A 26,940-nucleotide genomic window follows, 5' to 3' on the forward strand; every position below is an offset into this window, starting at 1 on the left:
TTATCTTACTCATAGAAATAATCACCCAATTTAATACTCCTATAGGTAATTTATCGAACTTATCCACAATTTCTTAAATATATAATTTCCTATAGAGTCAAAAAATCGACTAAGGTCGATTTTTTAATTTTCATTAATTCCTTAGCATTATACTCAAGAAATTATAATGAATTTATGTTAGAATAAACATTATAAAATTTATAAAAAATACTTATAGATAAATCATATAAAGTGAGGTAGTAAGATTGATAAAGATAGGGGACTATAACAAATTAAAAATTGTTAGAAAGACAGACTTCGGATATTTTTTAGATGCTGGCCAGCAAAGAAGTTCAAAGGACATATTATTACCTATAAATAGTGCCACAAGTTCAGAACTAAATATAGGCGATGAAGTTGAGGTATTTATCTATCGTGATTCTAAGGATAGACCTATTGCTACTATGAAAAGACCTTTGGCCAAAGTTGGAGACTTGGCTTACTTAAAGGTAGTATCTAGCACTAAAATAGGAAGCTTTGTAGACTTCGGTTTAGAAAGGGATATACTTGTTCCTTTTAAAGAAAGACTGTATCCTCTAAAGGAGGGTAAGTCCTATTTGTTTTACATATACTTAGACAAAACTGAAAGACTTGCAGCTACCACTGATATAGAAAGGTATTTAGATACCGCTGAAGATTATAAGTTACAGGATCATGTTACTGGGACAGTTTACGGTTTTCAAACAAACAACAGCGCTCTTGTGGCAATAGATAATTTATATAAAGGTGTCATACTAAATAAAGACTATGATACGGAGTTACACCATGGAGAGGTTCTAGATTTAACTGTTATTAAAATTTATGAGGACGGTAAATTGGGACTAACACCAAGAAAAGCTCCTAAGGAAAGACGTTTAGAAATGCAGGATATTTTGATAGATTATTTAAATGCCCATGATGGCTTTATGCCCTTTAATGATAAAAGCTCTCCAGAAGATATACAAAGAGTTTTCCACACCAGCAAAAATAATTTCAAAAGAGCTCTAGGTGGACTTATGAAGAAGGGACTTGTTGTTCAAGATAAAAATGGTACAAGATTAAAGTAATTATCACCACCAAAAAAGTTACTATAATTACAAAAAGGTTTTTCGCAGAAACTAACGAAAAACCTTTTTAATTAATTACTGAATTTCTATTAAAAAATTATTCTTATAAACAAGCTAAGAACTATAGTTAATATTAAAGATACATTTATAGTTACAAAATTCTTAACCCCTACAACAAAAGTATCCTTTTTGGTTTGAATCTTATTAAATAAATTAATATTTTTTTGTACTGGAATTAGTGTTAATAAAACTAACAAACAAGTCCATGACTCAACCTTTAAAAGAACTAGTAGCAATATAGAAGCAAAAGCTATATAGTAAAGAGTACTAAAAACTTTTAAAGCTTTTTCCTTGCCTATGTATATTGGTAAGGTGTATCTTTTATTTTCTAGGTCATCCTCTATATCACATATATTGTTAGCCAACATTATATTAGCGATACCACTAATCGCCGGTATGGAAAGTACAAAAATATATAGCACTTCTACCAAGTTCACATCTATGTTAATAAAAGTGGAACTAAATGCCACATTAATTATATTTTGATCAAATATATGAATATATATAGATATAAAAGTTATGATAAATCCCATAAAGAATCCTGAAAAAAACTCACCAAAGGGAGTTCTAGATATAGGTATTGGGCCAAAGGAATATAAAATTCCTACTGCAAAAGATATAGCTCCTAATATTAGTACAACTACGTTAGTATTTAAAAACAAGAGCACTCCAAAAGTTACTGCTATGGCTAAAAGGATAAATATAACAGCAATAACCTGAGATTCCTTTAGCTTATCCCTAACTATAGCGTTATGGGTTTCATAACCATATCCCTTTGTTTTTACTGCCTTTTTATAATCCATATAGTTATTAACTGCTGTTGTAGCCATATCTACAGTAATTAGGGAAATAAACATTAAGATAAAATTTAAAAAGTTAAATTTACCGAATCTATACAAACTGTATACCGTTCCTAGTATAAAGGGAATCATACTAGCCACCTTTGTTTGAATTTCCACTAACTTCAAAAAGCTTCTTATCTTCATATTGTTACCTCCTATTTTAGTAGTCATTATTTCAATATACCATATCAGAGCAATTTAACCCAAATATTTTTTACCTTCTATATTGACTTAAATTTTTACAGAATATAAAATAAAACAAAACAATGAGAGGTGAATAATGATGAAAAAAGGTTTAAAGTTATTTTTAATCATCCTAGCTGTTCTAGTTCTAATATCAATGCCTATCATAAGTTCATATAACAGTTTGGTTACATTAGAACAAAAAGTGAAGTCCGCAGAATCTACAATAGATACCCAACTCCAAAGACGTTCCGACTTAATTCCAAATTTAGTAGAGACAGTAAAGGGATATGCATCTCAAGAAAAAGAAATCTTTACTGATATATCAAATGCTAGAAGCAAGCTAGCTGGCTCTCAAACTCTTGAAGAAAGAGCTAATGCAGATACAGAGCTATCCTCTGCCTTATCAAGACTTTTAGTAATAGTAGAAAATTATCCTGAATTAAAATCTAACCAAAATTTTAAAGATTTATCCGTAGCCTTAGAAAGCACTGAAAATAGAATTAGTATAGCAAGACAAAATTACAATGAAGCGGTAGATGCTTACAATATTAAAGTAAAGCGCTTTCCTGGTTCCATAGTGGCAGGAATTTTCAATTTTGAAGAAAAACCTTATTATAGAGCTTCAGAAGGTGCGGAAAAAGTACCTGAAGTCAACTTTTCTAAGTGAGTAGCATGAAAAAAGCTATTAAAACTACAGCAAAATTCCTATTTACTATCATATTGGTTTTGTGTTTGAATCCCACTATGGCAAATGCAAAACCGAAAATACCTAATCCTACAAACTTAAAATATGTTAATGACTACGCCAATATTTTAATCCAAGATAGCAAGGAATTTATAGTCTCTCTAGGTAAAGAAATTGAAAATAAAACTGGAGTCCAAGCTGCAGTGGTGGTAATTAATTCTCTAGAAGGATATGATATTGAGTCCTATGCCTATGAATTATTCAGACAATGGGGTATTGGTGATAAAGACAAAGATAACGGCTTGCTAATCCTCATAGCTATCCAAGATAGAAAATGGAAGGTAGAAGTAGGTATAGGCTTAGAAGGGGCAATTACCGACATCTCCTCTGCCAGAGTTATGGAGGAATATGCCGTTCCCTATTTTAAAGAAAACAATTATGATGAAGGACTTAAAAGAGCCTATTCCGTTTATGCAAACAGCATAGCTGAGGAATATGGTGTGTCCTTAGAAGAAAATTTTGAAAAAATAAATATAGATAACTCTTACCAAGAAACAAATATGAATGATACTTCCAGTGATAAATCCGGTTCATTTTTCGTATTTATCATTTTTGTATTTCTTATAGATGCTATTTTTAACAAGAGACGACTTTTGAAATTTATCTTAAGAGTTCTTTCCTTTGGATCTTCAAGAAGAGGCCCTAGAGGTAGGGGACCTAGAGGTAGAGGCCCTGGCGGCGGCCACTGGGGAGGCAGTGATGACTTTGGAAGTTTTGGCGGATTTGGAGGCTTTGGCGGCTTTGGAGGAAACGATAGCGGATTTAGTAGCGGCGATAGCGGATTCGGTGGTTTTGGCGGCGGAGAATCCGGAGGCGGCGGTTCCTCTGGAAGCTGGTAACAAATTAACTCATCACTGATATTTCTAATATTTAAGCTTGTTCTAGCAAAGCTAAGAACAAGCTTTTCAATTATTTTTTGACCCTTGCTGCTCTCTTTCAATCTCTTGGATATAACAGTTAATTTTTCCTTTCCATCTTTTATATTGCTTAGGTTCTGTTTCCTGCAAAGCTTTCATAAATTGATCAAGTACTCCTAACTTATATAAACCCTTACATAGGTGTCTTGGAAAATCTCTTTTTTTAGAATAGCACTTTTTAGGATCTATAACCATTAATGTGCCTGATGGCTGAACCATAATATCCTTACAACGGACATCTTCCTTTGCAAATTTCAGCTTTCTAAATTCATTCAATAATTTAAGTATTTTTATAGCTAATTCTCTATCAAAACCATAAGTTTTAATATATTTATTAAGAGGTATTCCCTCTACATAATCTCTTATCATATAATTGCCACACATTCCATAAACTCTAGGAAAGTACTGGTTTTTATGAATTCTTTTTAAGATTAAGTATTCTTTACGACATTTCTCTTCCTCAAAGCATACTTTAATAACCTTTCCTTCTGGAAGTTTATATACTATCCCATTATGACCTTTTCCTAGAAATTCACAATCTAACAAATTGGCATTAAAGTCCTCAATATACCGCTTGTACAAGCCCTTGCTCATTTTATCCCCCTTTGGTAAATTAATGTTATGTATAGCTATGCAAATTTAAACTTACTTTAACTACTGAACTTATATTATCATATGATGTACATGACCTTTTGGTACTATATAAAAATTTACATTCACCATAATATGTTGTAATATATCCATAGAATAAAAGATCCTAAGGTGGAAGGAAGGAAGACTGCAATTGATAAAAAAGTTATTTGCAAAACTACTTACAATAACAAAGAAAAATCCTATAGAAACGATTTTTGTAACCTTACTAACAATTATTCTGTTACATTCCCTCATATTTGGCAAGGTTTTAGGAAAGTCTGATAATGGAGATTTTGGACGTTTTTATTTTTATGGTGGCTTATTGGATCAAGGAAAAACTTATGAAGAAATATATGATGGGTATTTTCATAAAATTTATAATCTTAGACATCCAGGTTTACTGCTACCTTTTGGTCCTAATTGGGTATCTGGCACCCTTTTATTAAAAATAGCTGTTATATTAAACCTAATAGTAAAATTAGTTACTGGAAGGGTCTTTATAGATCTTTTATCCTTCGATATAAGGTTTCTAGGTATACTATATAGTGCTATCTTTATCTTTTCCTTTTATCTAATTTTAAAAAGCTTTAAAAAATGGCCTTTAGTACAAATTCTATGCGGTATATTTACACTACTATTTTTTACCGATGTAAACTACATAGCCTATTTTAACTCATTTTTTGGCGAAGCAAGCACAATTGCATTCTTATTTTTAACTATTGCCAGCCTGCTTAATTTAGCAAATAAGAAAGCACCGGAAAAGAAAGACTTTTACTTCTTTTTTATAGCTTCCGGCGCCTTTTTAACATCAAAATCTCAACAAATACCATTAGCTATCTTCATGGTAATTATTTATTTTGCCCTATACAAATTTTATAAAAACCATAAAAAACTCATACTTAAAAGCTCAATAGCTGTAGTAGTCTTATGCATAGCTAGTCTAATATCTATAAATGACTATACTAACAAGAATAATATATATCAAGCAGTGTTTACTGGAGTTCTCTATGACTCTGAAGACCCTGTTAAGGATTTAGAGGAACTAGGTATAGATACAAAATTTGCTCCCTTAGCAGGCACAAATTTTTATACTAAGGACTTACCTTTTAATCCTATGGGTGAAGAAATGTTACAAGATTTTTATCCCTATGCTTCTAGAGGGAAAATTCTACTATTTTATGCAAAGCATTTAGATAGGTTTTGGCAACAGTTTGTGGTATCAGCAGAGAAGGCCTATGAATTTTACAACTTAAGCAAAAGCAATTTTGAAAAGGGCGCATACCCTAATAATAAGCTATTAAATACTTTTAGAACCTATCTCGCTCATAATTATAAGGACCTTCATAGAAATATATATATTTTTCTTGGATTCTCCATTGTATTCTTTGCAGCACTGGCCTTTTATTTTATTCGCTACAAGGATGAAAAAATACGGCTACTGGCCTTGCTTGCCCTATTGCTTTTAGCCTCTGGGGCTTCCCAATTAATACTGCCTATACTAGGCTCTGGAAGAGCAGATTTCGGAAAACATTTATTTATGATTAACTTATCCTATGATATTATGCTGTGTGCAGTAATAATGTACATAGGTTGGATTATTACTAAATTACTAAAACGCTGAAAATTGAAGTGAAATAAGCAATTGCTAATGGAATTTTATAATTTCCTATAGGAAAAGCCACTGAGAATTTTCTATAATCTCAGTGGCTTTTTAGTCCTTGTAGCTATTTTCTGTGATATTTATAATATGCAATCACTTCCACTAATTCTCCAGTGCTTTCATCTTCATAGCTTAGTATTATGCCATCTAGGCTCATTAATTCAGAACCCATTAGACCATTTAAACTGTGTTCAAATATCACCTTATCATCACAGATAATCTTATATATATCATTCTCTATCTTAATATATCCATATTTACCAATAATACTTTCTCCATAGTTAAGAGCATCTCTTGTAGTAACATATCGAACTTCCAGTCCATCAGTCCGTCGCAATCTTTCTTCATTTTCTTTTAATTCCTTCTGGCGCTTACGATTAAAAAATAACATCTTCTCACCTTTTATCCAACAAAATTTAGCTTTTATATTCATTATTATATACCATATAACCAATTAACTCCAGCTATTATTTATAATCTCTTCACAATCCTCAAAATAAGTATAAAAATTAATTTATTGAAGAAGATTATAAACATAATAATTATTATACACTAAAGAATCTTGTGAAAGGTAGTGACAGTATGGAATGTTCATTGTTTGTAATAACAAAAGAAGAAATTGATGAAGCCACTATTAAGGATTATGAAAAGGATGAAATTTTTGTAAAACCATTTATAGATGAAAATATTGAAATAGAAATGACCGGTCACTTTTATTATCAAATCAGTACCGAATCTTCCTCTAATTCTACTGTAAATCTCTATACCAAAATAGAAGAGCTACATGATCTTTTAAATTCAATTTATGAATTAGGTAGCTTTAAATTTATCATTTTAGATAATGAAAAAAACATTCACGAACTTTTAAATCAAGAAGATGGTAATATTGAAAAGGCCTTTGCTAGTCTGCCACAAGAAAAAATTAGTATGAAAGACCTGTTAGAAAAATATCCCCATATGATAGATTCAAACAGAATGTATATTATAGATTAATAAAAAGGAGGAGAGAATTAATATGGCAAAAGAAAAAATTACTAAAGTGAGAAAAAACGATGAAGGGGATATCACAGAGGTTATGACAGATAACGGAAACATTTATTCAATTAATGAAGCTATAAGCATGGCTAAAAACAATGCTTTAGAAGGAGTAAATGTTGGAAAGACTAGAAACGGTAGAGAATATCTAAGAAGCAATCCCAATGATATAGAAGACGATAATTTAGATAATTTGCCAACCTTCTAGGCTTTTCATAATAAGAATAATCTACTAAACAAAGAAACTTGTTCATAGCTAAAAGCTAAGAACAAGTTTCTTTTCTTACTTTATACCAGAATTTCGATTATCTTTTTGTGCATTGCTATATTCTTCACTTCTATGCTCTTCTGATGCATTCTCTCCTAGAGTGTCATTATAAAATTCTACCTGATTGTTATTGTTTATTTCTTTATTAGCATTTTGCTTACTATGTTTACTCTTCATTAATATGCTCCTTTCATTATTGTCTTTGTCTTTAGTATTTGCATTTATTTATAATTTAATAATTCAAATAAATGGTATATAACTGAATTTCATAAACTACTTCATAAAGTCTGGTTTAGATATAACAAACAAATGAGGGTCCTGTAAATAATCTTGAACTATTCTTAAAGCTTCACCGAATCTTTGGTAATGAACAACTTCTCTTTCTCTTAAAAACTTTAATGGTTCAATAACATCAGGATCATCTGCCATATTAATGAGCCATTCATAAGTAGCTCTTGCCTTTTGCTCTGCTGCTAAATCCTCTGTAAGGTCTACTACTGGATTTCCCTTTACAGCTATATATTCTGCAGTAAAAGGATTACCAGCCGCACTTTGTGGATATACTCCTCTATCATGATCTACATAATAGGCATCTAAGCCATCTCTTTTAAGCTCTTCTAGGCTCGCACCTTTCACCAATTGACTAACCATAGCGCCAATTATCTCTAAATGAGCCAATTCCTCTGTACCTATATCATTTAGTGTAGCTATAGCTTGAGGTGTTACCATGGAAAATCTTTGACTTAAATATCTTAAAGATGCGGCTAATTCTCCATCTGGTCCACCATATTGTGTGATAATAAGTTTAGCCATCCTTGGATTAGGATTTTTTATTTTAACTGGAAACTGCAACTTTTTCTCATAAGTCCACATTAATTATTTACCCTCCCTGCTTAGTCTTGGATTAGCTTCATATTCCCATGGCCAAGGTTCCTTTATCCACTGCCAAGGATAAGCACTAGTTGAACCTTGTGCTATTGGTCCATAAAGTCTCTCATAACTTTCCCTTAACATCTTAGATTGCATTGCAAAGGAATTGTGTTTTGCAAGAGCGTCCTTGTCCATAGGATGAGTATTTAAATATAAGTTAAGCTCAATAACCATAAAATCTATTGCCATAATTTGCTCTAATAGTTCCAACTTCTTTTTATCCTCACTCATATCATTACCCTCCTACCTGTTCTTCTCTGAGGATTTATATTTTTTCTCCTTGTTATCATAAGGACTAAAAAGTTCTGGAAATATAGTTCCTCTTTTCAAAGCTTCTATTGGAGAAAATATACTGCACATTTTCTGAAAGGGTACATAAGCCCTGGCTAATTTCACATCTTTTATTGTGGTTTCCTGTGGAATGCAATTTCCCATATGATAGCTATTGTTTTTAATCATATCATCAGCCATTGTCAATTTTTCCTCCTTATAGGTTCTTCACACAATTCTATCATATTCCCTATTTAGCTATTTGCTACACAAAATATAAATTTATTATCAATTTAAAAAACAGGACTTTCTTAACCTTTTCCATATAGATGATATAACTTTGATTATGTTAAAACTCAATAAAAAAATAGGACTTTTTCACAGAACTTACTGTGAAACAGCCCTTTCTTGTACTTATAATTTAATATTTTTCAAAATGAATTTTATTGTAAGGAAGCATTTCTTCTTCATAAGGCTTCTTTTCTTCACCTGGATAGCCTATTGCTATCATACATTGTACAGCATATTTATCAGGAATATTTAGCCTTTCCTTAATATATGTTTCTGCGCTTACCTTTTCATCCTTCATTCTTTCTCTAACCTGTATCCAACAGGAGCCAAGTCCCATAGAATGAGCGCTTAATTGTGCAATTATGGCAGCAATACTACAATCCTCTATCCATACATCGCAAGCTTCCTTATCAGCTAGTACTACTATACCTAAAGGAGCTTCTGCCAAAAAGCTGCTGCTGCCCTTCCTGCAAAGAGATAGATCCTTTAAAGTCTCTTTATCTGTTACCACAACAAACTCCCAAGGCCTTCTAGATCTAGAGGATGGTGCTAAAAGCACTGATTTTATAATTCCATCCACCTTTTCCTTTTCTACTGGCCTATCTTGAAATTTTCTAATGCTTCTTCTGGTTTTTAAAAACTCTAACATAAGTATCCCCCTCACTATTAATTCCCTTATTCCTTCTACACTATAAATATCCTTAACATTAATTTTATCATTTTCAAAGCTTCTTTTGAAGAAGCATCCCTAGAGCCTAGAATATATTTTAGATTAATTGAAATAATATATTTATCAGTTTTCATTTAAGGAGGTTAAAAGATGGCTGAATATAATAGACATATTGAAAGAATTGCTAATGTACGAAAAAATGAAAATGGAGATATAGTTGCAGTTAGAACAGATAAGGGCAATGTATATTCTATTGATGAAGCTATAAATAAGGTTAAAGCCAATGAAATAAGTGGAGTTACTGTGGAAAAAGACAGCAGTGGTAAAGAACGTTTAGCAAGCAATCCTACTGGGCTTCATTACAGTTTCTTAGATGATGTACCTGAATTTTAAATATTTACTCTCCCACCAGGCTAAACATCCAATTTTAAGATTAGAATTTATATACTGATGGGAGATTTGCCTTATCTTTTATTTTGCTTAACTTTTAGGTCTCATAAAGAAACTAAAAGCATCCTTAGTAAATCCATTGGCCTCATCAACGACAGCAATATTTCTAATATGATATACTTGATTATTATAATCCTTTGCTTGATTATCACAAATATAGGCATAGTCAAAGCTACCTTCCTCTACCCACCCCATAAATATGTAGGTATGGGAAGAAATCCCCTTTTTATTACCTAAACTATCCGTTGTAAAGCATAGATCTCCTGGCTCAAGTTCCTTATAATTATTAATCTTCTTCCAGCCTTTATCTTTAAGTATATTTATTAATTGCTCAGTATTACAGGTACTTTCATCTATAGATATACCATTTCTTCTTAATACTTCCGATACAAAATAAACACAGGTGTTAGCAGAATCTCCACCGTTTAATTTTACCGCCTTATTATATACTTTTCTTTGATTATTTTCATCCTTTAAATAGTTATATACTTTTTTTATAGAATAAGTTCCCTCTGGTTTTGCATAGGGTAAAAGTGTTTTTACCAATAATAATAGTCCTGCTAAGGTTAATATTAGAATTAATTTTCGTGTAGGTCTCACATTATCCCCTCTCTTTTTCTTTAAGTTGTAGATATTTATGAACATCTTTAACTTTATTTTAGTAGCAAGTTATTACAAAATACTTTATATAAATCTTAAATTTTTCTTAAATCTTTCACTATAGTCTAATATTACAAACCTCATTTTATCAATGAAATTATTATGATATATCATAAGATTAAGTTCGATGTTTTTATAATTTTCATATATAATATTATTAGTAGGTTTTTTTACTTTAAAATGCTAAATCATATATTACAATGCGAGGAATAATTATGAGTTTTATAGTATTTGACTTGGAATTTAACCAAGCCTTTAATAGCAAATCAACAGAGGTAAATGAGAAATCCTTAAAATGTCCCTTTGAGATTATTCAGATTGGGGCAATAAAACTAAATGATAAGCTTGAAACTGTTGCTACTTTAGATAGGTTAGTTAAGCCTTACATTTTCCATGAACTTCACCCCTTTATTAAGGAAATGACAGGAATAACACAAAATAACCTTAGCAGTGCTAAAGAATTTAAAGAGGTCTTTCAGGAATTTGTTGAATTAGCAGATGGTAAAGATACTATCCTTTGTATGTGGGGCGGTGCAGATATAAGGGAATTATTTAGAAATGCCAAATTTCATAATTTAAATACAAGTTTAATACCAAGAAAATATATTAATCTTCAATACTATGTATCTAAATTCTTAGGCTGCGAAAAGGGTACAAATATGGGTTTAAAAAACACAGTAGAATTGCTAGGTATACCCCATAATGATCAATTCCATAATGCTTATAATGATGCTTGCTTTACTGCGGAAATTTTCAAAAGAATATATAGCGATAAAATTAAATACAGAATATATCATCCTAATGATCCTAATAGTACAGACAGATCACGAAAAGCAAAGATGGTTCTAGATAGTGAAGCTTTAATCAAGCAATTCGAAAAAATGTTTGATAGAAAGATGTCTGCTGAGGAAATTGCAATTATTAAATTGGCTTATATGATGGGAAAAACTAACCAATTTCAAGTAAAAGACACTTACCGTTCTAAATAAGAATGGTAATAACTAATTTGTATACAGCTTTTAAATTGTTTATTTTTTGACAATTGTTTACTTTTATGAGAAAATATTATATGATATAAGTAAGTAAACATTTTCAAAACAATAGCTATTAGTATAGGAGGCCTTTATATGTTAGTAGAATACGACCCCTGTATACTAGAGATGATTGAAAATGGAACTTACTTTAATGTAGATACAACAGAAAATGCGGATTACTATATTTATGAAAACACAGGAGCGGTTTCCATAGAAGGAGCCTTCGAACTACCTGAACCTACTACATTCATACTAGATTACTGCAATACAATAAAATCTTAAATATATAAAAATCACTTTCTCCTAAGAGATTTCTCCTAAGAGAAAGTGATTTTTTTACTTGTTCTTCTTCTTCCAAGTATCCTTCATGGCTACTATTCTATTAATTACAAGCTTATCCTTAGTAGTATATTTATTATCTACTGTGAAATATCCATTTCTTATGAATTGGAACTTGTCCTCAGGCTTTGCACCTTCTATAAACGGTTCTATATAGCAATTTTCTAGTATTTCTATGGAATTTGGATTTAAATTTTCCTTCCAATCTTCTGCATTTGGATTTTGCTCTTCTTCTGGTAGCATTAGTCTATCATATAATCTTACTTCAGCCTTTATTGCATGTTCTATAGATACCCAATGAATAGTTCCCTTTACCTTACGTCCATCAGGAGAATTTCCTCCCCTACTTTCAGGATCATAAGTGCAGTGTAGCTCTACTATATTACCATTCTCGTCCTTTATAGCTTCCTGACATCTTACAAAATAAGCATTTCTTAATCTAACTTCATTGCCTGGGAATAATCTAAAGTATCCCTTTGGAGGATTCTCCATATAGTCATCCTGTTCAATATATATTTCCCTTGAGAAAGGTACCTTTCTTGAACCTAATTCAGGATTTTCAGGATTATTAGGAGCGTCAAACCATTCTACCTGTCCCTCAGGATAATTAGTTATTACAACCTTTAAAGGTCTTAATACCCCCATTATGCAAGGAACCTTAGCTTTTAGATCCTCTCTTATGCTATGCTCTAACATAGCCACGTCTACAGTACTTTCATTTCTGGATATACCTATTTCACCTAAGAAGTGCTTTATAGCCTCAGGAGTATAGCCTCTTCTTCTTAGAGCTCTCAAGGTAGGAAGTCTAGGATCATCCCAACCATCTACATAACCATTTAACACTAGGTCTCTTAAGTACCTTTTACTCATAACTACGCCAGTTAGGTTCATTCTTCCGAATTCCCTCTGCTTTGGTGGATTAGGTATTTCGCATGCATTCAATACCCATTCATAAAGAGGTCTGTGGTCTATAAACTCTGCAGAGCAAAGAGAATGAGTAATTCCTTCCTTAGCATCCTGTAAAGGATGAGCAAAGTCATACATTGGATAAATGCACCACTTATCTCCTGTTTTATAGTGCTTTGTATACTGAATTCTGTATATTACTGGGTCTCTCATATTCATATTTGGTGAAGCCATATCGATCTTGGCCCTTAACACCTTAGACCCTGCCGGGAATTCACCCTTTCTCATTCTCTCAAAGAGATCCAAATTTTCCTCTACAGAACGACTTCTGTAAGGACTTTCCTTTCCTGGTTCTGTAAGGGTTCCTCTATACTCTCTAATTTCTTCCGGACTTAAATCATCCACATATGCTAATCCCTTTTTTATTAAATTTACAGCATGATTATATATATCTTCAAAATAGTCGGAACCATAGAATAACCTGTCTTCAAAGTCAAAGCCCATCCATTTCATATCTTCTATAATGGATTGTACATATTCATGATCTTCTTTAGCAGGATTTGTATCATCAAGTCTAAGATTAAATAAACCACCATACTTTTGTGCTGCTGAGTAGCTTATATTAATTGCATAAGCGCTTCCTATATGAAGATATCCATTAGGTTCTGGGGGGAAACGGGTGTGCACTCTATCATAAACACCTTCCTCTAAATCCTTCTCAATAATTTTGTAAATAAAATTTGATCTTATCTCTTCATTTTCTGTGTTTTCAACATTTTCTATATCCTGTTTATTCTCAGCCATTTTAAATCCTCCTTCTCTTCTTGATTACTACAAATAAAAAAACTCTCGCACAAAAGGACTATTGCCTTAAGGACGAGAGCTAGAACTCGTGGTACCACCTTAATTTGCTTATACGTCTCCATATAAGCCTCATTAAGTAAATAATTACTTTAGCTATTATCGGTAGCCGCCGTCGCTTTTCCCTAGTTACTAGGCTTATAGCGAAACTCAGAGACCTGGTTCAATAAGTCTTCTTTACTCCTTCCCAGCTTCCGGAGCTCTCTTTGAAAGAAATACTTATCTACTCTTCTCATCATAGTCACAAATTTATGTGGGTATCTAATTTTTAACTTGACTTTATTTTCTATTAAATAATTTAAATTTTGATATCTAAATCTTATATCAAGAAAGCTTTGATGTCAATAGTTATCACTGTGTTTCTGTAGAATTTCTATGTACCGACTTATTTCTTGGTCTATTATTTTGAGGCGGTCCAATATACTCAAATACTCCTGGTCTTGTCTCTCTTAAATTTATATCTGCCAACATCTTTTTTGTAAATTGTCCTCTAGTAGTCATACATATCCCTCCTTAATATCTACTATTTTTATATACTTTGTTTCATAACATAGTTTAAACATTAACAAGTTAGCTTATACTAAAATAATTTTATTTTCAGCGGTCTACAGCACATATAGGAATAATTTAATTTTAACAGGAAATAATTATATTAATATAAGTATTTATATATTTTTTAATTGGAGGTGATATTATGCCAAGCTATACTGGGAATCAGGATCTAAATAATAAAAGGGATAAGCTGTCCTCTGGTCCTGTTACCACCGGTAATTTTGGCATTTCTACATCGTCTAACTTAACCGCTGACACAGGTAGTGACTATAATGATCCTAATGAGTTTTTCCCTCATAACAATATAAATTCCAATAATAAAAAAGCAGAATTAGCTTATAACTTTTTTAAAAATAGCCGTTAAGGACGTAGACCTGGGACTTACTCAGGTCCTTTGATAAAACTTTATTTTCCAGTAACTTGTTGTATTAACTAATAAAAACTTTTACTCAGATTATTAACAAACTATTTTATTGCTTTGCAAAATAGCTTATAATGAAATATATAAACTAATAGTTACAAGAACTGTATTAATAAGTATATTAATCAGTTTTAATATTATCTGAGGTGAAATAAATGAGTTCGTCGATAGATTTAATAACTAAAATAATAGAAAATCTTTGGTCGCAGGTCTTAGAAGGTAATACCAAAACCACCTTCTTAAACCTTACCTCTACAGACATAATTAATGATATAGTTAGCAAATTAATAAAAAAGCATTCTTCGAAAGCTAAATCCTATTCCTTTAACATACTAGATAATGAAGCACTTCCTCCTTTTTTCCCTTATCTTGAATTAATTAAGCATTATATCAGCGAAAATTCTCCAATAGATATAGATAACTTTTTACAAGAATCTGCTGTTTACTATTTCCAAAGAGAAGTTTTTAGTAAATATTTAAAAGGACTACCTACCAGTAGATATGAGGAAGTCCTCTTTGAGGAATTAGATTATGAAATCTATGAATTTAATCATTCTATATATAAAATTATGACTAAAATATCAAGCAACAGACCATTAATTGTAGTAATTAATAATTTCCAGTTTGCTAAGGAATCCACCTTAAATTTAACTAAATTTATTATAGATAAAGCCTTCAATGCAAAGATCTTATTTATATTCACTCTAAATAAAAATTTTCATTATTTATCAGAAGAAAAAAATCAACAGTGGTATGATTTCCTGAATTATATTGACTCAAAGCAATTGTTGTTAGATTTTTCTCTTGAATATGTTCCTATTATGCAATCTACAATTACAACTTATAAACCAAATACCATAGAAGAACTAGAGAAACTAATCAATACTAGCAGGGATTGCTTCTACTTTTTGAACCTAAAGGAATGTAAAGAATATATTTTAGAAGCATATAATTATAAAATTCAGCAAAATATTATTTTATCTGAGGAAGATTACACATATATGCTTAGGCTTCTCGGGGATGTATATACTTTTTTAGATGATTATGATAACGCTCTCATATTCTATAATATTTTACTAAGTCATGGTCAAAGCAAAAATAATTTGAAGCTAATTTCTGATGTATTACGCAAAATGGGCTTTATATACCTTAAAAAAGATGATGTTGATACTGCAGAAAGATTAGGGAATCAAAGCCTCAAAATCGCTAATTCTATAAATGATAAACTTCAAAGCTTTTATGCTTACCTATTGCTCTTTCTTACAGAAGATAAAGGAAGAAGCCGTAGTTTAGCACAATGGCGTGAAACCTATCAAGTATTGATTCAGCTATCCAAAGATTTAAAAATGATTAACACCTTAGCCTATTACTGTACCAATCCTTATGGTTTATACACCCAATATACCCATGAAAACGAAATCCTTCATAACTACGGAATCAAATTAGCTAAGCAATATAGAAATACCTATAGACTTGCTACTGCCTATCAAACAAAAGCCTTAGTAAACTCTATACAAGGCAAATATAACGAAGTACTAGATTATTATATAAAAAGCAAAAATCTTAAAGAAAAATTAGATAATAAGCTAGAACTTGCACACAGCTATAATGGATTAGGCTTTTACCATTATCTTAGAGGAGAGTATTTACTTGCCCAGGAAAACTATGAAAAGGCACTCCAATGTCTAAAAATTGTCCGCAATCAACATGAGATTGCCATGACCTTTTATAACATTGCTGTAAATTATTATTTTGCCTTTAGAAACGACCTAGCTCTGATTTATTTAAATAAGTTGCTGAGTCTTATGAGCATATTAAAGTTAAAAGGGTTAAAATATCATTCAAACTATGGTATATATTCTCTAATGGGGGTAGTACACGCCTCTTCCGGTGATATTTCCAAAGCTTACGAATATTTATCTAGAATTAAGTTTCAAAATCTAAAACCTCAACCTCAAAAAAATGAAGAATATTTCTTATTTGAATTACTACAAGCCCTAATATATAAGTCTGAAAAAAGATACGATAAAGCTGATAAGCAATTTCAACAGGCTTTAGTTTACCTTAATAAAAAGAATGATGTTATTATTTATATGGCTCCTAGATTTTACTACGAATATGGTCTCCTTTATAAAGAAATGAACAACTATCAAGGAGCACTTGAATTATTTAATGAAGGTATTAAAATTTGTGAAGAACTTCACTATACTTTCTATAAAGATATATTACTTAATCAAATATATGGAGAGGATCACACTGTACCAAAATTAAATTTTAGCGATAAAACCTTTGATTTTGATTGGACAATGGAAGCTGCTCAACTAGAAATGAATCTAACTAAACTGCATAAAAGAATTACAGAAATAAACTTTTTAAATAACCTTCAAAGTATCATAACCAAGGCTTCAGTAAAGCAGAAGTTAATAGACAGTGTAATGGAACTAATCAACTCTTACTTTTACGTGGAAATTAGCGGAATATACTTATCAGAAGATGCTACTCTTAACTGTTTTAACATAAACAAAAAAATAACAGATTTTAATATAGAGTGCTTATTGAATGCACTAATTAAAAATAACTCAGATAAAGCTCTTATTAATATTAACAGCGATGACAAATATAAAGATTTTTCTCCCTATCTTTCTTATATAGCTTATATCCCACTTATAAGTAATAGCACTTTAATTGGCTGTATGTTTCTAGCTAATAAAAAGGAGGAAATACCTATTTCCTATAACGAGCTTCAAATCTTATCTATAGCTTGTAAACAATTAACTATTGCTTTAGAAAAGATAAAGAAAGAAACAGAAATACTTATTAAAAATGAGGAACTTCATAAGGCAAATGAAGAATTGTTAAAGGCAGCAACAACAGACTCTCTAACTAAAGTAAATAACAGACAAGCCTTGTATAAGAGACTAAAGGAAGAAAAGGATAAATCTCATTCTAATAAATGTGAAAGTTCTAGTTTAGTAATTTTATTTATAGATTTAGATAACCTAAAATACTATAATGATAATTTTGGTCACCTAATAGGAGACTTAATTTTAATTAATTTTGCAGAAATCTTACGGGCTAATTCTAGCAAGGAAGATTTTATTGCCCGCTACGGCGGTGATGAATTTGTTATGATATGTCCCGGTAAAACCCAAGATGAGGCAGCTACACTATCTGCAAAAATACAAGATGCTATAACAAATAAGAATGGATTTAAAGAAGAAATAGAAAAGATCTTAAATAGTAAGATTGATATACCCGCTAATAAAAAAATATCCTGTTCCATAGGTATCTGCGAATATAATCCAAATTCATCCATTACTGTGGATAACCTTATTAAATTGGCAGATAACGCTATGTACAAAGCTAAGCATTCCGGTAAAAATCAATTTGCTATATGGTCTAAATAAAAATTAATAAACTTCTCTTTTATAATATATATTTAATTTTTGAGCAAACTAAATATATAATTCTTATTACTTTGCAAAGGAGATAGGGCCATGACAAAAAGTAAAGAAAGTGTAGAAAGAAAAATTGCTAACAATAAGAATAATCAAGAGGCTATAGCTAAAAATCTTGAAATGAGATTTAAGAAAAGTACTCATACAAAAGAAAGCGCTATACTTTCTGGACTAGGCAGCAAATTAGAAAGCGAAGAAGAGAGGTAAAAACATTAAATATAATATATAGGACAATTGTTATTAATTTCTACTAATATGAAGTGACCTCAAAAATTAGACCTTATGAGCAAGGCAGTTTGCCTTGCTATTTTCATGTATTTTTTCTTTGATTCTTTGTTCATTGTAATTTTACATTGAACAAGTTCCTTGTAAATTTAATAAGGCTCCAAATCTTTGAGAAGCTGTTATAAAGCAAATGAAAGCCAAAAGTTCAGATATTTCATTATCCTTAAATTCCTTTTTTAGTATATTAAAATATTCATCTTCTATAAATTGATTTTTTGAAATAAGATCCGCTATTTTTATAGCAATTAAAGTTTTGATATCTGTTACTTCATTAGATGGCTTTCCTTTAGCAATACAATATTCACATCCATTGTTAAAGGCAAGAGTACGCCTTACCTCCTCTTTTAATTCAAATGAAAATGTATTGCTATTAAAGAAGCATTCCTCTAAAGAAGCGTTCACTTAGGGATTGAAGAAAAACTTGAATGAACAGCTTCAAGCGGGGCAAAAAGAGACCAGTCACAATCAGGCATGAATGCTTGAAGTGACTGGTTTTTTATTAAAGATATTTTTTTGAATTAGTGATTGATATTAATCTATATCAACCCTAAATACTTCTCAAAGAATAACATTAGTTTTTCGATAATTCCTTGCTTTTTCGCGGCTCTGCCTCCGCCAAAGCGGGATACAGGTGGCATGATTTTATCAATGGCTGTACCGGTTGTTTTAAGCATTCCGTCTCGGAAAGCATTGTCGATGAAACGGCGGGTTTCTTCAGGCTTTAATCTTTCTTCTTCTATAATTGCTGTAATATCCGCTTCCTTACGCTCATGGAGGAATTTACGCCAATCCTCATCCACTTTGGTCGATACATTGACTTGCTCAATAAAACGCTCGATAAGTTCTTTCTTACTTCGAAGTTCAATACTCGAATTGATAGCCTTATCAATGGTCGTAAGAATGGTTTTATCCTTGCAGTTGGATTGTTGATATTTGGCTACAAGCATAAGGATGTAGTCAATATTTACCTCTATCTGTTTGACCAGTTCAATCTCGAAAACTATGTCATCATTGATAGTTTCTTTGTCACCATCAGCACCTTTTCTGTATTCCTGATACAGGTCAATATAAATGCTCTGATAGTCCTGAAAATCCCTTTCAGATAAAATCTCATTTCCTTCAAAGTCATCGAAGGAAGTAAGAATATTTCTGAGCCTGAGTATTGCTCCATATAACCTGATAAATTCTTTTTCAGCTTCTTCTCCGAGAATAGGTTGTCCAAGGGGATACTGTGTTGTAAGGGTTGCAATCAGTTCAGCATAGCCCGGCTTGTGTTCACCTTTTTCATCATATCCCTTATAATATTCATCGAATGTTTTTAGCAGTACAATACCGCCTGCATCCTTATTGCCGAATAGTGCAATAGCTTTGTCTGTTTCTTCTTTCAAATCTCTAAAGCAAACGATATTACCATAGGTCTTAACGCTGTTTAGGATGCGGTTAGTTCTTGAAAAAGCCTGAATCAGTCCATGCTGTCTCAGATTTTTGTCTACCCATAGCGTATTCAGGGTTGTTGCATCAAAGCCTGTAAGAAACATATTAACAACAATCAATATATCGATCTCCCGATTCTTTACACGAAGAGAGAGGTCTTTATAATAATTCTGGAACTTATCCGAGGAAGTATCGTAATTCGTGTTAAATGTGGAATTGTAATCTCGGATAGCCGCCTCAAGAAAATCTCTGGAGCTCTGGTCAAGGTTTTCCATATTAAAATCCTCTTCAGGAAGCAATCCATCTGGCTCTTCTTCATTTGCACTAAAACTGAAAATAGTTGCAATGGTAAGGTTACGGTTCTTTTCCGCTATCTGCTTCTTAAACTCATTATAGTATTTGATTGCCATTGGGATGGATGCAGCAGCAAATATGGAGTTGAAACCGGCAACTCGCCTTGTTTCACGCTTTTCTATCATCTTTTTAGGGTTGTGCTTATCTGCTTCTTCCCATTTCGCAGAGAATGTGTAGTAACTATTGCGCTTCGTCTTCTGATCAAAGTGTTCAAGAACGTATGAAACAATTTCTCTGATACGCCTTGGATCTGCTAAGGCTTTTTCCCTATCTATGCTATAGACTTTTTTATCATTAATGTAATCAGGCATCTTGATGGTGTTAATAAAATCTATTCTAAAAGGCAGAACATTCCCATCATTGATGGCATCTACAATGGTATAAGTATGCAGTTTTTCTCCAAAAGCCTGCTCGGTTGTACGAAGCAGTGGGTTACCTCCTGAACTGGCATTAGCAGCAAAAATCGGAGTTCCCGTAAAGCCGAAGATATGGTAGTTCTTAAAACTCTTCGTGATAGCTTGATGCATTTCACCAAATTGGGAACGGTGGCACTCATCAAAAATCAGTACCACATGTTTCTTATAAATATCATGCTGTTTGTTTTTTCGAATAAATATATCCAGCTTCTGAATAGTGGTTACAATGATTTTGTATTCATGAGGATTTCCTTTTTCGTCCCTGTCTTCCAATTGTCTTTGAAGAACTCTTGTGGACGTATTACCGTTAGCTGCTCCCTTTTCAAAACGGTCATATTCCTTCATCGTCTGATAGTCCAGATCTTTACGGTCAACAACAAACAGCACCTTGTCTATGTAAGGCAAGGCAGAAGCTAATTGGGCTGTCTTAAAACTGGTCAAAGTCTTACCAGAGCCTGTTGTATGCCAAATATATCCTCCAGCTGCAGTTGTGCCCATCTTCTTGTAGTTGGTTGATACTACAATACGTGATAAGATACGTTCCGCAGCAGCTATTTGATAAGGACGCATTACAAGGAGCAGATCCTCAGATGTGAAAATACAATATTTTGTTAGAATATTTAAGAGGGTATGCTTGGCAAAAAATGTTTTAGTAAAGTCCACAAGGTCAGGAATGATTTTGTTGTTTGCATCTGCCCAAAAACTGGTAAACTCAAAGCTGTTGCTTGTTTTCTTACTTCTTCGACGTTCACTGCTGCTTTGCTCCTTGATATGAGCATTTCTTGTGGTGTTGCTATAATACTTTGTATGGGTGCCATTGGAGATTACAAATACCTGCACATACTCAAATAAACCAGAAGCCGCCCAAAAACTGTCACGCTGGTATCTTTTTATCTGGTTGAAGGCTTCTCGGATAGCAACACCGCGCCTCTTTAACTCCACATGAACCAGCGGAAGTCCGTTTACAAGTATGGTCACATCATATCGGGTTTCGTGCTTTCCACCAGCTTCTTCGTATTGATTAATAACCTGCAAGCGATTGTTATGGATATTCTTTTTATCCAAAAGGTATATGTTCTTTGTTGTTCCATCTTCACGTTTTAGAATCTGGATATGGTCATCTTGAATCTTTCTGGTTTTTTCAACAATACCCTCATTTGTATTGGCAATACACTCTGTGAAAAATCTATCCCATTCACTGTCAGTAAAAGTGAAGTCATTAAGCAGTTCAAGTTGCTTTCGAAGATTTTCTATCAATGCAGCTTCATTGTGCACTGAAATATATTCATATCCTTGGGAAGTCAGTTGCTTAATAAACTCCCGCTCAAGTTCTGCCTCGCTCTGATACTTTTCAGGTCGGACATTGTATTCAGCTGCATATTCAGCAACAACCGTTGCTTCGTCAGTACTGGCAACGATGTTGTATATACTCATGCCGTCACCTCCTTGAAAGATAACAGTTTATCTCTGTAATATTCATATTGCTTTTGCCGTGCTTCGATTTCAGCAGGAATACCGCTGGTTAGGTCGTTACACAGAGCGTCAAAGCGATCGAGGATAGCTACGATGCGCTCTTGTTCTTCTAAGGGTGGAACAGGGATTGGATATTTCATAATTGCAGTTTTATCTCCACGAGGCATTTTTGCACCTTTCGCATTTTGCATATTATATACAAAAAAGTTATCTGATGAAAGAACGAAATATAAATACTTTGGTAAAACAGCTTTTCTATCATTTATGCGTATAACAAGAACATCTCCATTTGTTCCACCTGCGTCCGTTGCTAACCATATTTTTTTTAGATATGGGCGAATATTACCTATGAGTATGTCTCCAATATCATATTTTATTAAACGGCCTTCTAATGGCACGTAGTTTGATGTTGTCTTTCCCATCTTATCAGGTAGAAGGTTGTCCACACCAACATATGTCTCCGCATTTACTTCCCTAGCTTCTATACGACTTATTGCATATCTAGCGATTTCACCTAAAGTCTTCCACTCTACCTCATCTCCAAATGTCAATAGCAAATCCCTATAATACTCATACTGTTTTCTTCTTGCTGTAAGCTCTGCTGTAAGCTCTGCTGTAAGCTCTGCTGTAAGCTCTGTGAAATTGTCCAAAATACGGACAATTTCCTGCTGAACAGGCAGAGGGGGAAGGGGAATTTTAATTTGCTTGAGTTTTTCTGAACTAAGATTTGGCTGAGCACCTCCGCCCGAAATCTGATATATTAACTGCGTCTTTGAAGTCAAAATATGATATAAGAATCTATTCAAAATAATTTTTTCATTAGGTACAAATTTACCAACTCGTTGATTTAAGTAATAAATACTATCTGTATCATTAACACCTATTTTTCCTGTAGTAGCTCCAGACATCGCTACAACAATATCACCTTTGTTGACAATGTATTTACTCAAATCCTCAGTATAGTCATCCAAATTGAAATAAACCAGATTACTTGTATCTATTTTTTTATCTTGAATATTTGAAATTCTTAAAATTGGCTTTCCGTAGCCTTGAAATTTACTACTTTTAAACGCAAATCCATTTATAAAATCACATACATCACCAATTAATTTATATTCCACCCCATCCGGGCAAAGTTCAGTAATTAACTCATCCAATCTACTCATTTGCCCACCTCAATTTCCGCAATAATCTTATCTATTTCTTCCCGCAAAATCTGCTCTCTCGCCACAATCTTTTCTATCTCAGCATTGAGGGCAACAATATCAATCTTTTCTCTGGTATCCTCCTGTTCAACATAGGTAGAAACAGACAGGTTATAATCTTGTTCAGCTATTTCACTGTTTGGCACAAGCCTAGCAAAATGCTCTATATCTTTTCTATCTTTGAATGCGTTAAGAATGGTCTCAATATTTTCTTGTGTAAGCTTGTTGTTATTTGTAACCTTGACAAATTCCTTTGATGCATCGATAAATAAGGTGCTATTTTCTGATTTCGACTTCTTCAGCACCATAATACAGGTAGCAATGCTGGTACCATAGAACAAGTTATCTGGTAACTGAATGATACAGTCGATATAGTTATTGTCAATGAGGTACTGCCTGATTTTCTTTTCAGCACCACCGCGGTACATGACACCAGGGAAACAAACGATAGCCGCTGTTCCGTTTGTTGCAAGCCAAGAAAGACTATGCATGATAAAAGCAAGGTCTGCCTTGGATTTAGGAGCCAATACTCCCGCTGGAGAAAAACGGGGATCGTTAATCAAAATAGGATCATTATCGCCCTTCCATTTAATAGAGTAAGGTGGATTTGATACAATGGCTTCAAAAGGCTCATCATCCCAATGTTGCGGATCTGTTAGCGTGTCACCAAGGGCAATATCAAATTTGTCATAATCAATATCGTGCAGGAACATATTAATTCTGCACAGGTTGTAGGTTGTAATGTTGATTTCTTGACCGAAGAAACCTTGACGTACATTTTCTTTTCCTAAGATTTTTGCAAACTTTAGCAGTAGAGAACCAGAACCGCAAGCGGGGTCATATACCTTGTTGACTTCAGTTTTTCCTACTAATGTTAAGTGGGTAAGGAGTTCGGAAACCTCCTGTGGCGTATAGTATTCACCACCACTTTTTCCTGCATTGGATGCATACATACCCATTAAGAATTCATAGGCATCACCGAATGCATCTATGGTATTGTCTTTGTAATCTCCCAGCTTCATTTCTCCAACAGAATTCATTAGCTTAACCAGCTTTTCATTACGCTTTACTACAGTGTTTCCTAGCTTATTGCTGTTAACATCAATATCGTCAAACAAGCCTTTGAAATTGTCTTCACTCTCTGTTCCTTGGGCAGATGCTTCTATATTACTGAAAATCTGCTCTAGTGTTTCATTTAAGTTTTCATCGTCCTTTGCACGAGCTCGAACATTTTCAAAAAGCTCGCTGGGTAAGATAAAGAAGCCTTTTGTCTTAACTAAATCCTCTCGTGCCTGTTCTGCTTCTTCGTCGGATAGCTTGGCATAATCAAATTCCGTATTGCCAGCTTCCCATTCTCCGGCGTTAATATAGGCAGTAATATTTTCAGATATGTAGCGGTAAAACAGCATACCTAGAACATATTGCTTAAAGTCCCATCCATCTACACTGCCTCTTAAATCATTTGCCATATTCCATATCGTGCGGTGTAATTCCGCCCGTTCCTGTTCTTTTCTGTTATTCTCCATAACTCTACTCCCTTTCTTCAACCATATTAGGCACTAATTCCATGATATCTTTAACATCAACGCCAAGCGCCGTACAAACCTTTACAAGAACGTCCATACTGACATATTCGTTTCTAGAAAGCTTTGAAATTGACGATGGACTTATTCCCGCAGCAGCTTGTAAATCTTTCTTCTTCATATCGCGGTCTATCAACAATTTCCAAAGCTTTTTATAGCTAACGGTCATCTTGGTCACCTCTTTATATATGTTTTTTCCATTATAGCACATTTTCTTCAAAAATAACATGATAATTCTGTGTTTGTGAATTAATTTTACAATGTTAACAAAAATAATGACCGTTGCGTATGCCTTTATTTTGATTTTTATTTAAATAAATACTTTTAGACAAAAAAGTCTGTAAGTCTATTTGTAAAACCAAAGTCAAAGTTATAACATTCAGCCTTCTTAAATTTAATACCACTTTCGCTCAAATTTGAGCTAAAGCACAATCATTACAGCCGTCTTTTCTGGCAAATAGACAGGCTGTTTTTTATTTTAGGGGTTCGAATCAATAAAATTCTTCGCTTATGAATGAGGAAGAAAAATATTTTTAGAAAATCCTCAACTAATGTGTTCTACCAAGGCTATAAGGTGAGAGGAAAAATAATCCCCCAATAAAAGCATAGTTTTTCTCTCACTGCTCCTTGACAACTGAATATCCCGAAATGCAAGAGATACTTCAAGCAGAATATGCCATGACGATAATTCCGAGCGTATTCCTTGAAAGATAACGAGGTTGTGTCAAACAAGGCAAACCCTCTGGAACCGTAGTATTTCGGCTCATTTATAACAGGCAAGGAGGTGAAGTAACTGAAAACACAATATGATAACTTGCCACAGGTGCTTAAAGATAAGCCACAGTTTTGCTGTTGGAAATATGAAGAGCGAAGTGGTAGAAAAACCAAAGTTCCCTATAATCCAGTAACAGGAAAAAGGGCAAAATCAAATCAACGTGATACATTTAAAGATTTTAGTTCGGCGGTAGCTGCTATAAGTAAATATGACGGTATCGGATTTTTGGTGGGTAATGACATATGTGTTATCGACTTAGATGATTGCTTCGACAGCAGTGGTAAGCTTAAACCTATTGCCCAAAGTGTTGTAGAGGCTTTTAGTGGTTGCTATATGGAACACAGTCCATCTGAAAAAGGGCTTCATATTTTCTTTAAGGCCACAGGCTTTAACTTTGACAAAACAAAATATTATATCAACAACAGAAAGCTGGGAGTTGAGGTCTATGTGGCTGGAGCAACAAACCGCTTTGTTACCGTAACGGGCAATGTATATGCAGATGGTGATATAGCGGAGAAATCGAATGAACTACAGATGATACTAGACAAGTATATGCTGCGTCCTACCCCTGTGAAGCAACTTCAGGATACAGAAAGAGAATCCTATCTGTCTGACAAGTCTGTTGTCGAGAAGGCATTAAAATCGGCAAACGGAGAAAGATTCAAAGCATTATGGCAGGGAGATACATCTGGTTATGCTTCTGCCAGTGAAGCTGATTTGGCACTTTGCGGTATGCTGGCATTTTGGTGTGGCAGAGATATTGGACAGATGGACAGACTTTTCCGGCAGAGCGGCCTAATGCGAGATAAATGGAATAGACCACAGTCCGGCAGTACTTATGGAATGATAACCATAGAAAAAGCTATCGCAAATGCTACTGAAATATATAAACCAGGTGGTATACGTTCATCAGCTGCAGAAGATTTTGGTGAATGTTCCCTTACTGGCTTTAAGCCTGAGAGTAACGAACGCTACCCTTGGACGGATATTGGGGCAAGCAGGCTGTTTGCTGATTATTAGAAATCTTTTGCCCGCTATGTTCCTGAAAGGAAGATGTGGTTTTGCTACGAGAATGGTATTTGGATTCCTGATGTCGGTAATCTCAAAGTGATGGAAATGTGTAAATCATTGGCCAACCAACT

At 33.2% G+C, this 26,940-nt stretch carries 29 protein-coding genes and 1 other annotated feature; of the genes, 13 read left to right on the forward strand and 16 right to left on the reverse strand.

What is annotated here, in order from left to right; translation table 11 throughout:
• Nucleotides 1–245: 245 nt before the first annotated feature.
• Complete coding sequence (locus N3C_RS12000; RefSeq protein WP_074366266.1) at nt 246–1,085, forward strand: CvfB family protein; 840 nt, start codon at nt 246–248, stop codon at nt 1,083–1,085.
• Nucleotides 1,086–1,174: 89 nt separating this feature from the next.
• Here N3C_RS12000 and menA read toward each other — a convergent pair whose 3' ends face one another.
• The gene (gene menA, locus N3C_RS12005; protein ID WP_074366267.1) at nt 1,175–2,131 is read right to left on the reverse strand and encodes a 1,4-dihydroxy-2-naphthoate polyprenyltransferase; all 957 of its coding nucleotides are present in this window, start codon (nt 2,129–2,131) and stop codon (nt 1,175–1,177) included.
• 139 nt (nt 2,132–2,270) lie between these two features.
• Between menA and N3C_RS12010 the strand changes: the two genes are divergently transcribed.
• Together N3C_RS12010 and N3C_RS12015 are read left to right on the forward strand one after the other, a co-directional pair.
• Nucleotides 2,271–2,840, forward strand: coding sequence for a LemA family protein (locus tag N3C_RS12010; RefSeq protein ID WP_074366268.1), 570 nt, complete (start codon nt 2,271–2,273; stop codon nt 2,838–2,840).
• 5 nt (nt 2,841–2,845) lie between these two features.
• Complete coding sequence (locus N3C_RS12015; protein WP_074366269.1) at nt 2,846–3,757, forward strand: TPM domain-containing protein; 912 nt, start codon at nt 2,846–2,848, stop codon at nt 3,755–3,757.
• A 66-nt stretch (nt 3,758–3,823) separates the two neighbouring features.
• Here the strand turns inward: N3C_RS12015 and N3C_RS12020 are convergent, their stop codons facing one another.
• Nucleotides 3,824–4,429, reverse strand: a complete 606-nt coding sequence (locus tag N3C_RS12020; protein WP_074366270.1) for a serine/threonine-protein kinase — start codon at nt 4,427–4,429, stop codon at nt 3,824–3,826.
• Between the two features lie 190 nt (nt 4,430–4,619).
• Between N3C_RS12020 and wsfD the strand changes: the two genes are divergently transcribed.
• Nucleotides 4,620–6,089 (forward strand): glycan biosynthesis hexose transferase WsfD, encoded by a 1,470-nt coding sequence (gene wsfD / locus N3C_RS12025; RefSeq protein ID WP_083604542.1) that lies wholly within the window; start codon nt 4,620–4,622, stop codon nt 6,087–6,089.
• Between the two features lie 103 nt (nt 6,090–6,192).
• Here wsfD and N3C_RS12030 read toward each other — a convergent pair whose 3' ends face one another.
• Nucleotides 6,193–6,561, reverse strand: a complete 369-nt coding sequence (locus tag N3C_RS12030) for a hypothetical protein (protein ID WP_178377817.1) — start codon at nt 6,559–6,561, stop codon at nt 6,193–6,195.
• A 149-nt stretch (nt 6,562–6,710) separates the two neighbouring features.
• Between N3C_RS12030 and N3C_RS12035 the strand changes: the two genes are divergently transcribed.
• Together N3C_RS12035 and N3C_RS12040 are read left to right on the forward strand one after the other, a co-directional pair.
• Nucleotides 6,711–7,121, forward strand: coding sequence for a hypothetical protein (locus N3C_RS12035; protein ID WP_074366272.1), 411 nt, complete (start codon nt 6,711–6,713; stop codon nt 7,119–7,121).
• A gap of 22 nt (nt 7,122–7,143) precedes the next feature.
• Entirely contained in the window at nt 7,144–7,371 is a 228-nt protein-coding gene (locus N3C_RS12040) for a DUF3892 domain-containing protein (protein ID WP_074366273.1), read from the forward strand.
• Nucleotides 7,372–7,446: 75 nt separating this feature from the next.
• Here N3C_RS12040 and N3C_RS15110 read toward each other — a convergent pair whose 3' ends face one another.
• The 5 genes from N3C_RS15110 to N3C_RS12060 form a co-directional block, all read right to left on the reverse strand.
• Nucleotides 7,447–7,608 (reverse strand): hypothetical protein, encoded by a 162-nt coding sequence (locus tag N3C_RS15110; RefSeq protein WP_178377818.1) that lies wholly within the window; start codon nt 7,606–7,608, stop codon nt 7,447–7,449.
• 96 nt (nt 7,609–7,704) lie between these two features.
• Entirely contained in the window at nt 7,705–8,304 is a 600-nt protein-coding gene (locus N3C_RS12045; RefSeq protein ID WP_074366274.1) for a manganese catalase family protein, read from the reverse strand.
• A 3-nt stretch (nt 8,305–8,307) separates the two neighbouring features.
• A complete protein-coding gene (locus tag N3C_RS12050; RefSeq protein ID WP_074366275.1) occupies nt 8,308–8,592 on the reverse strand; it encodes a spore coat protein CotJB in 285 nt (94 codons plus the stop codon).
• Nucleotides 8,593–8,604: 12 nt separating this feature from the next.
• Nucleotides 8,605–8,832: a spore coat associated protein CotJA gene (locus N3C_RS12055; RefSeq protein ID WP_083604543.1), complete on the reverse strand. Its 228-nt coding sequence runs from the start codon at nt 8,830–8,832 to the stop codon at nt 8,605–8,607.
• A gap of 220 nt (nt 8,833–9,052) precedes the next feature.
• Nucleotides 9,053–9,571 (reverse strand): nitroreductase family protein, encoded by a 519-nt coding sequence (locus tag N3C_RS12060; protein ID WP_074366276.1) that lies wholly within the window; start codon nt 9,569–9,571, stop codon nt 9,053–9,055.
• A gap of 171 nt (nt 9,572–9,742) precedes the next feature.
• Here N3C_RS12060 and N3C_RS12065 point away from each other — a divergent pair, with 171 nt between their 5' ends.
• On the forward strand, nt 9,743–9,985 hold the full coding sequence (locus N3C_RS12065) for a DUF3892 domain-containing protein (RefSeq protein ID WP_074366277.1): 243 nt from the start codon (nt 9,743–9,745) through the stop codon (nt 9,983–9,985).
• A gap of 87 nt (nt 9,986–10,072) precedes the next feature.
• Here the strand turns inward: N3C_RS12065 and N3C_RS12070 are convergent, their stop codons facing one another.
• The gene (locus tag N3C_RS12070) at nt 10,073–10,642 is read right to left on the reverse strand and encodes a peptidoglycan amidohydrolase family protein (RefSeq protein ID WP_074366278.1); all 570 of its coding nucleotides are present in this window, start codon (nt 10,640–10,642) and stop codon (nt 10,073–10,075) included.
• Between the two features lie 275 nt (nt 10,643–10,917).
• Here N3C_RS12070 and N3C_RS12075 point away from each other — a divergent pair, with 275 nt between their 5' ends.
• Nucleotides 10,918–11,691 carry a 3'-5' exonuclease gene (locus tag N3C_RS12075; RefSeq protein ID WP_074366279.1) on the forward strand — a complete coding sequence of 258 codons (774 nt, stop codon included), beginning with the start codon at nt 10,918–10,920 and terminating at the stop codon, nt 11,689–11,691.
• A gap of 138 nt (nt 11,692–11,829) precedes the next feature.
• Nucleotides 11,830–12,018: a hypothetical protein gene (locus N3C_RS12080; protein ID WP_074366280.1), complete on the forward strand. Its 189-nt coding sequence runs from the start codon at nt 11,830–11,832 to the stop codon at nt 12,016–12,018.
• Between the two features lie 54 nt (nt 12,019–12,072).
• Here N3C_RS12080 and N3C_RS12085 read toward each other — a convergent pair whose 3' ends face one another.
• Both N3C_RS12085 and N3C_RS15115 read right to left on the reverse strand, forming a co-directional pair.
• Nucleotides 12,073–13,785 carry a glutamine--tRNA ligase/YqeY domain fusion protein gene (locus N3C_RS12085; protein WP_074366281.1) on the reverse strand — a complete coding sequence of 571 codons (1,713 nt, stop codon included), beginning with the start codon at nt 13,783–13,785 and terminating at the stop codon, nt 12,073–12,075.
• Between the two features lie 65 nt (nt 13,786–13,850).
• Nucleotides 13,851–14,090: a binding site (T-box leader), on the reverse strand.
• Between the two features lie 103 nt (nt 14,091–14,193).
• On the reverse strand, nt 14,194–14,343 hold the full coding sequence (locus N3C_RS15115; protein ID WP_178377819.1) for a hypothetical protein: 150 nt from the start codon (nt 14,341–14,343) through the stop codon (nt 14,194–14,196).
• Between the two features lie 193 nt (nt 14,344–14,536).
• Here N3C_RS15115 and N3C_RS12090 point away from each other — a divergent pair, with 193 nt between their 5' ends.
• From N3C_RS12090 to N3C_RS15120, 3 genes are all read left to right on the forward strand, one after another.
• Nucleotides 14,537–14,758 carry a hypothetical protein gene (locus N3C_RS12090; protein WP_074366282.1) on the forward strand — a complete coding sequence of 74 codons (222 nt, stop codon included), beginning with the start codon at nt 14,537–14,539 and terminating at the stop codon, nt 14,756–14,758.
• A 212-nt stretch (nt 14,759–14,970) separates the two neighbouring features.
• A complete protein-coding gene (locus tag N3C_RS12095; protein ID WP_074366283.1) occupies nt 14,971–18,222 on the forward strand; it encodes a diguanylate cyclase in 3,252 nt (1,083 codons plus the stop codon).
• Between the two features lie 90 nt (nt 18,223–18,312).
• On the forward strand, nt 18,313–18,480 hold the full coding sequence (locus N3C_RS15120) for a hypothetical protein (RefSeq protein WP_178377820.1): 168 nt from the start codon (nt 18,313–18,315) through the stop codon (nt 18,478–18,480).
• A 141-nt stretch (nt 18,481–18,621) separates the two neighbouring features.
• On the opposite strand, the gene N3C_RS12100 is transcribed toward N3C_RS15120, so the two are convergent.
• From N3C_RS12100 to N3C_RS12120, 5 genes are all read right to left on the reverse strand, one after another.
• Complete coding sequence (locus tag N3C_RS12100) at nt 18,622–18,960, reverse strand: carboxymuconolactone decarboxylase family protein (RefSeq protein WP_242944094.1); 339 nt, start codon at nt 18,958–18,960, stop codon at nt 18,622–18,624.
• A 134-nt stretch (nt 18,961–19,094) separates the two neighbouring features.
• Nucleotides 19,095–22,196 (reverse strand): type I restriction endonuclease subunit R, encoded by a 3,102-nt coding sequence (locus N3C_RS12105; RefSeq protein ID WP_074366284.1) that lies wholly within the window; start codon nt 22,194–22,196, stop codon nt 19,095–19,097.
• Nucleotides 22,193–23,401: a restriction endonuclease subunit S gene (locus tag N3C_RS12110; RefSeq protein ID WP_074366285.1), complete on the reverse strand. Its 1,209-nt coding sequence runs from the start codon at nt 23,399–23,401 to the stop codon at nt 22,193–22,195. The genes N3C_RS12105 and N3C_RS12110 overlap by 4 nt, the downstream gene beginning before the upstream one ends.
• Nucleotides 23,398–24,966, reverse strand: a complete 1,569-nt coding sequence (locus tag N3C_RS12115) for a type I restriction-modification system subunit M (RefSeq protein ID WP_074366286.1) — start codon at nt 24,964–24,966, stop codon at nt 23,398–23,400. The genes N3C_RS12110 and N3C_RS12115 overlap by 4 nt, the downstream gene beginning before the upstream one ends.
• 4 nt (nt 24,967–24,970) lie before the next feature.
• A complete protein-coding gene (locus N3C_RS12120; RefSeq protein WP_074366287.1) occupies nt 24,971–25,192 on the reverse strand; it encodes a helix-turn-helix domain-containing protein in 222 nt (73 codons plus the stop codon).
• Nucleotides 25,193–25,846: 654 nt separating this feature from the next.
• Between N3C_RS12120 and N3C_RS12125 the strand changes: the two genes are divergently transcribed.
• Nucleotides 25,847–26,818 carry a phage NrS-1 polymerase family protein gene (locus tag N3C_RS12125; RefSeq protein WP_373432810.1) on the forward strand — a complete coding sequence of 324 codons (972 nt, stop codon included), beginning with the start codon at nt 25,847–25,849 and terminating at the stop codon, nt 26,816–26,818.
• The last annotated feature ends 122 nt before the right edge of the window (nt 26,819–26,940 follow it).

It is taken from the genome of Clostridium sp. N3C (assembly GCF_900095445.1).
GTDB lineage: Bacteria > Bacillota > Clostridia > Clostridiales > Clostridiaceae > Clostridium_AU.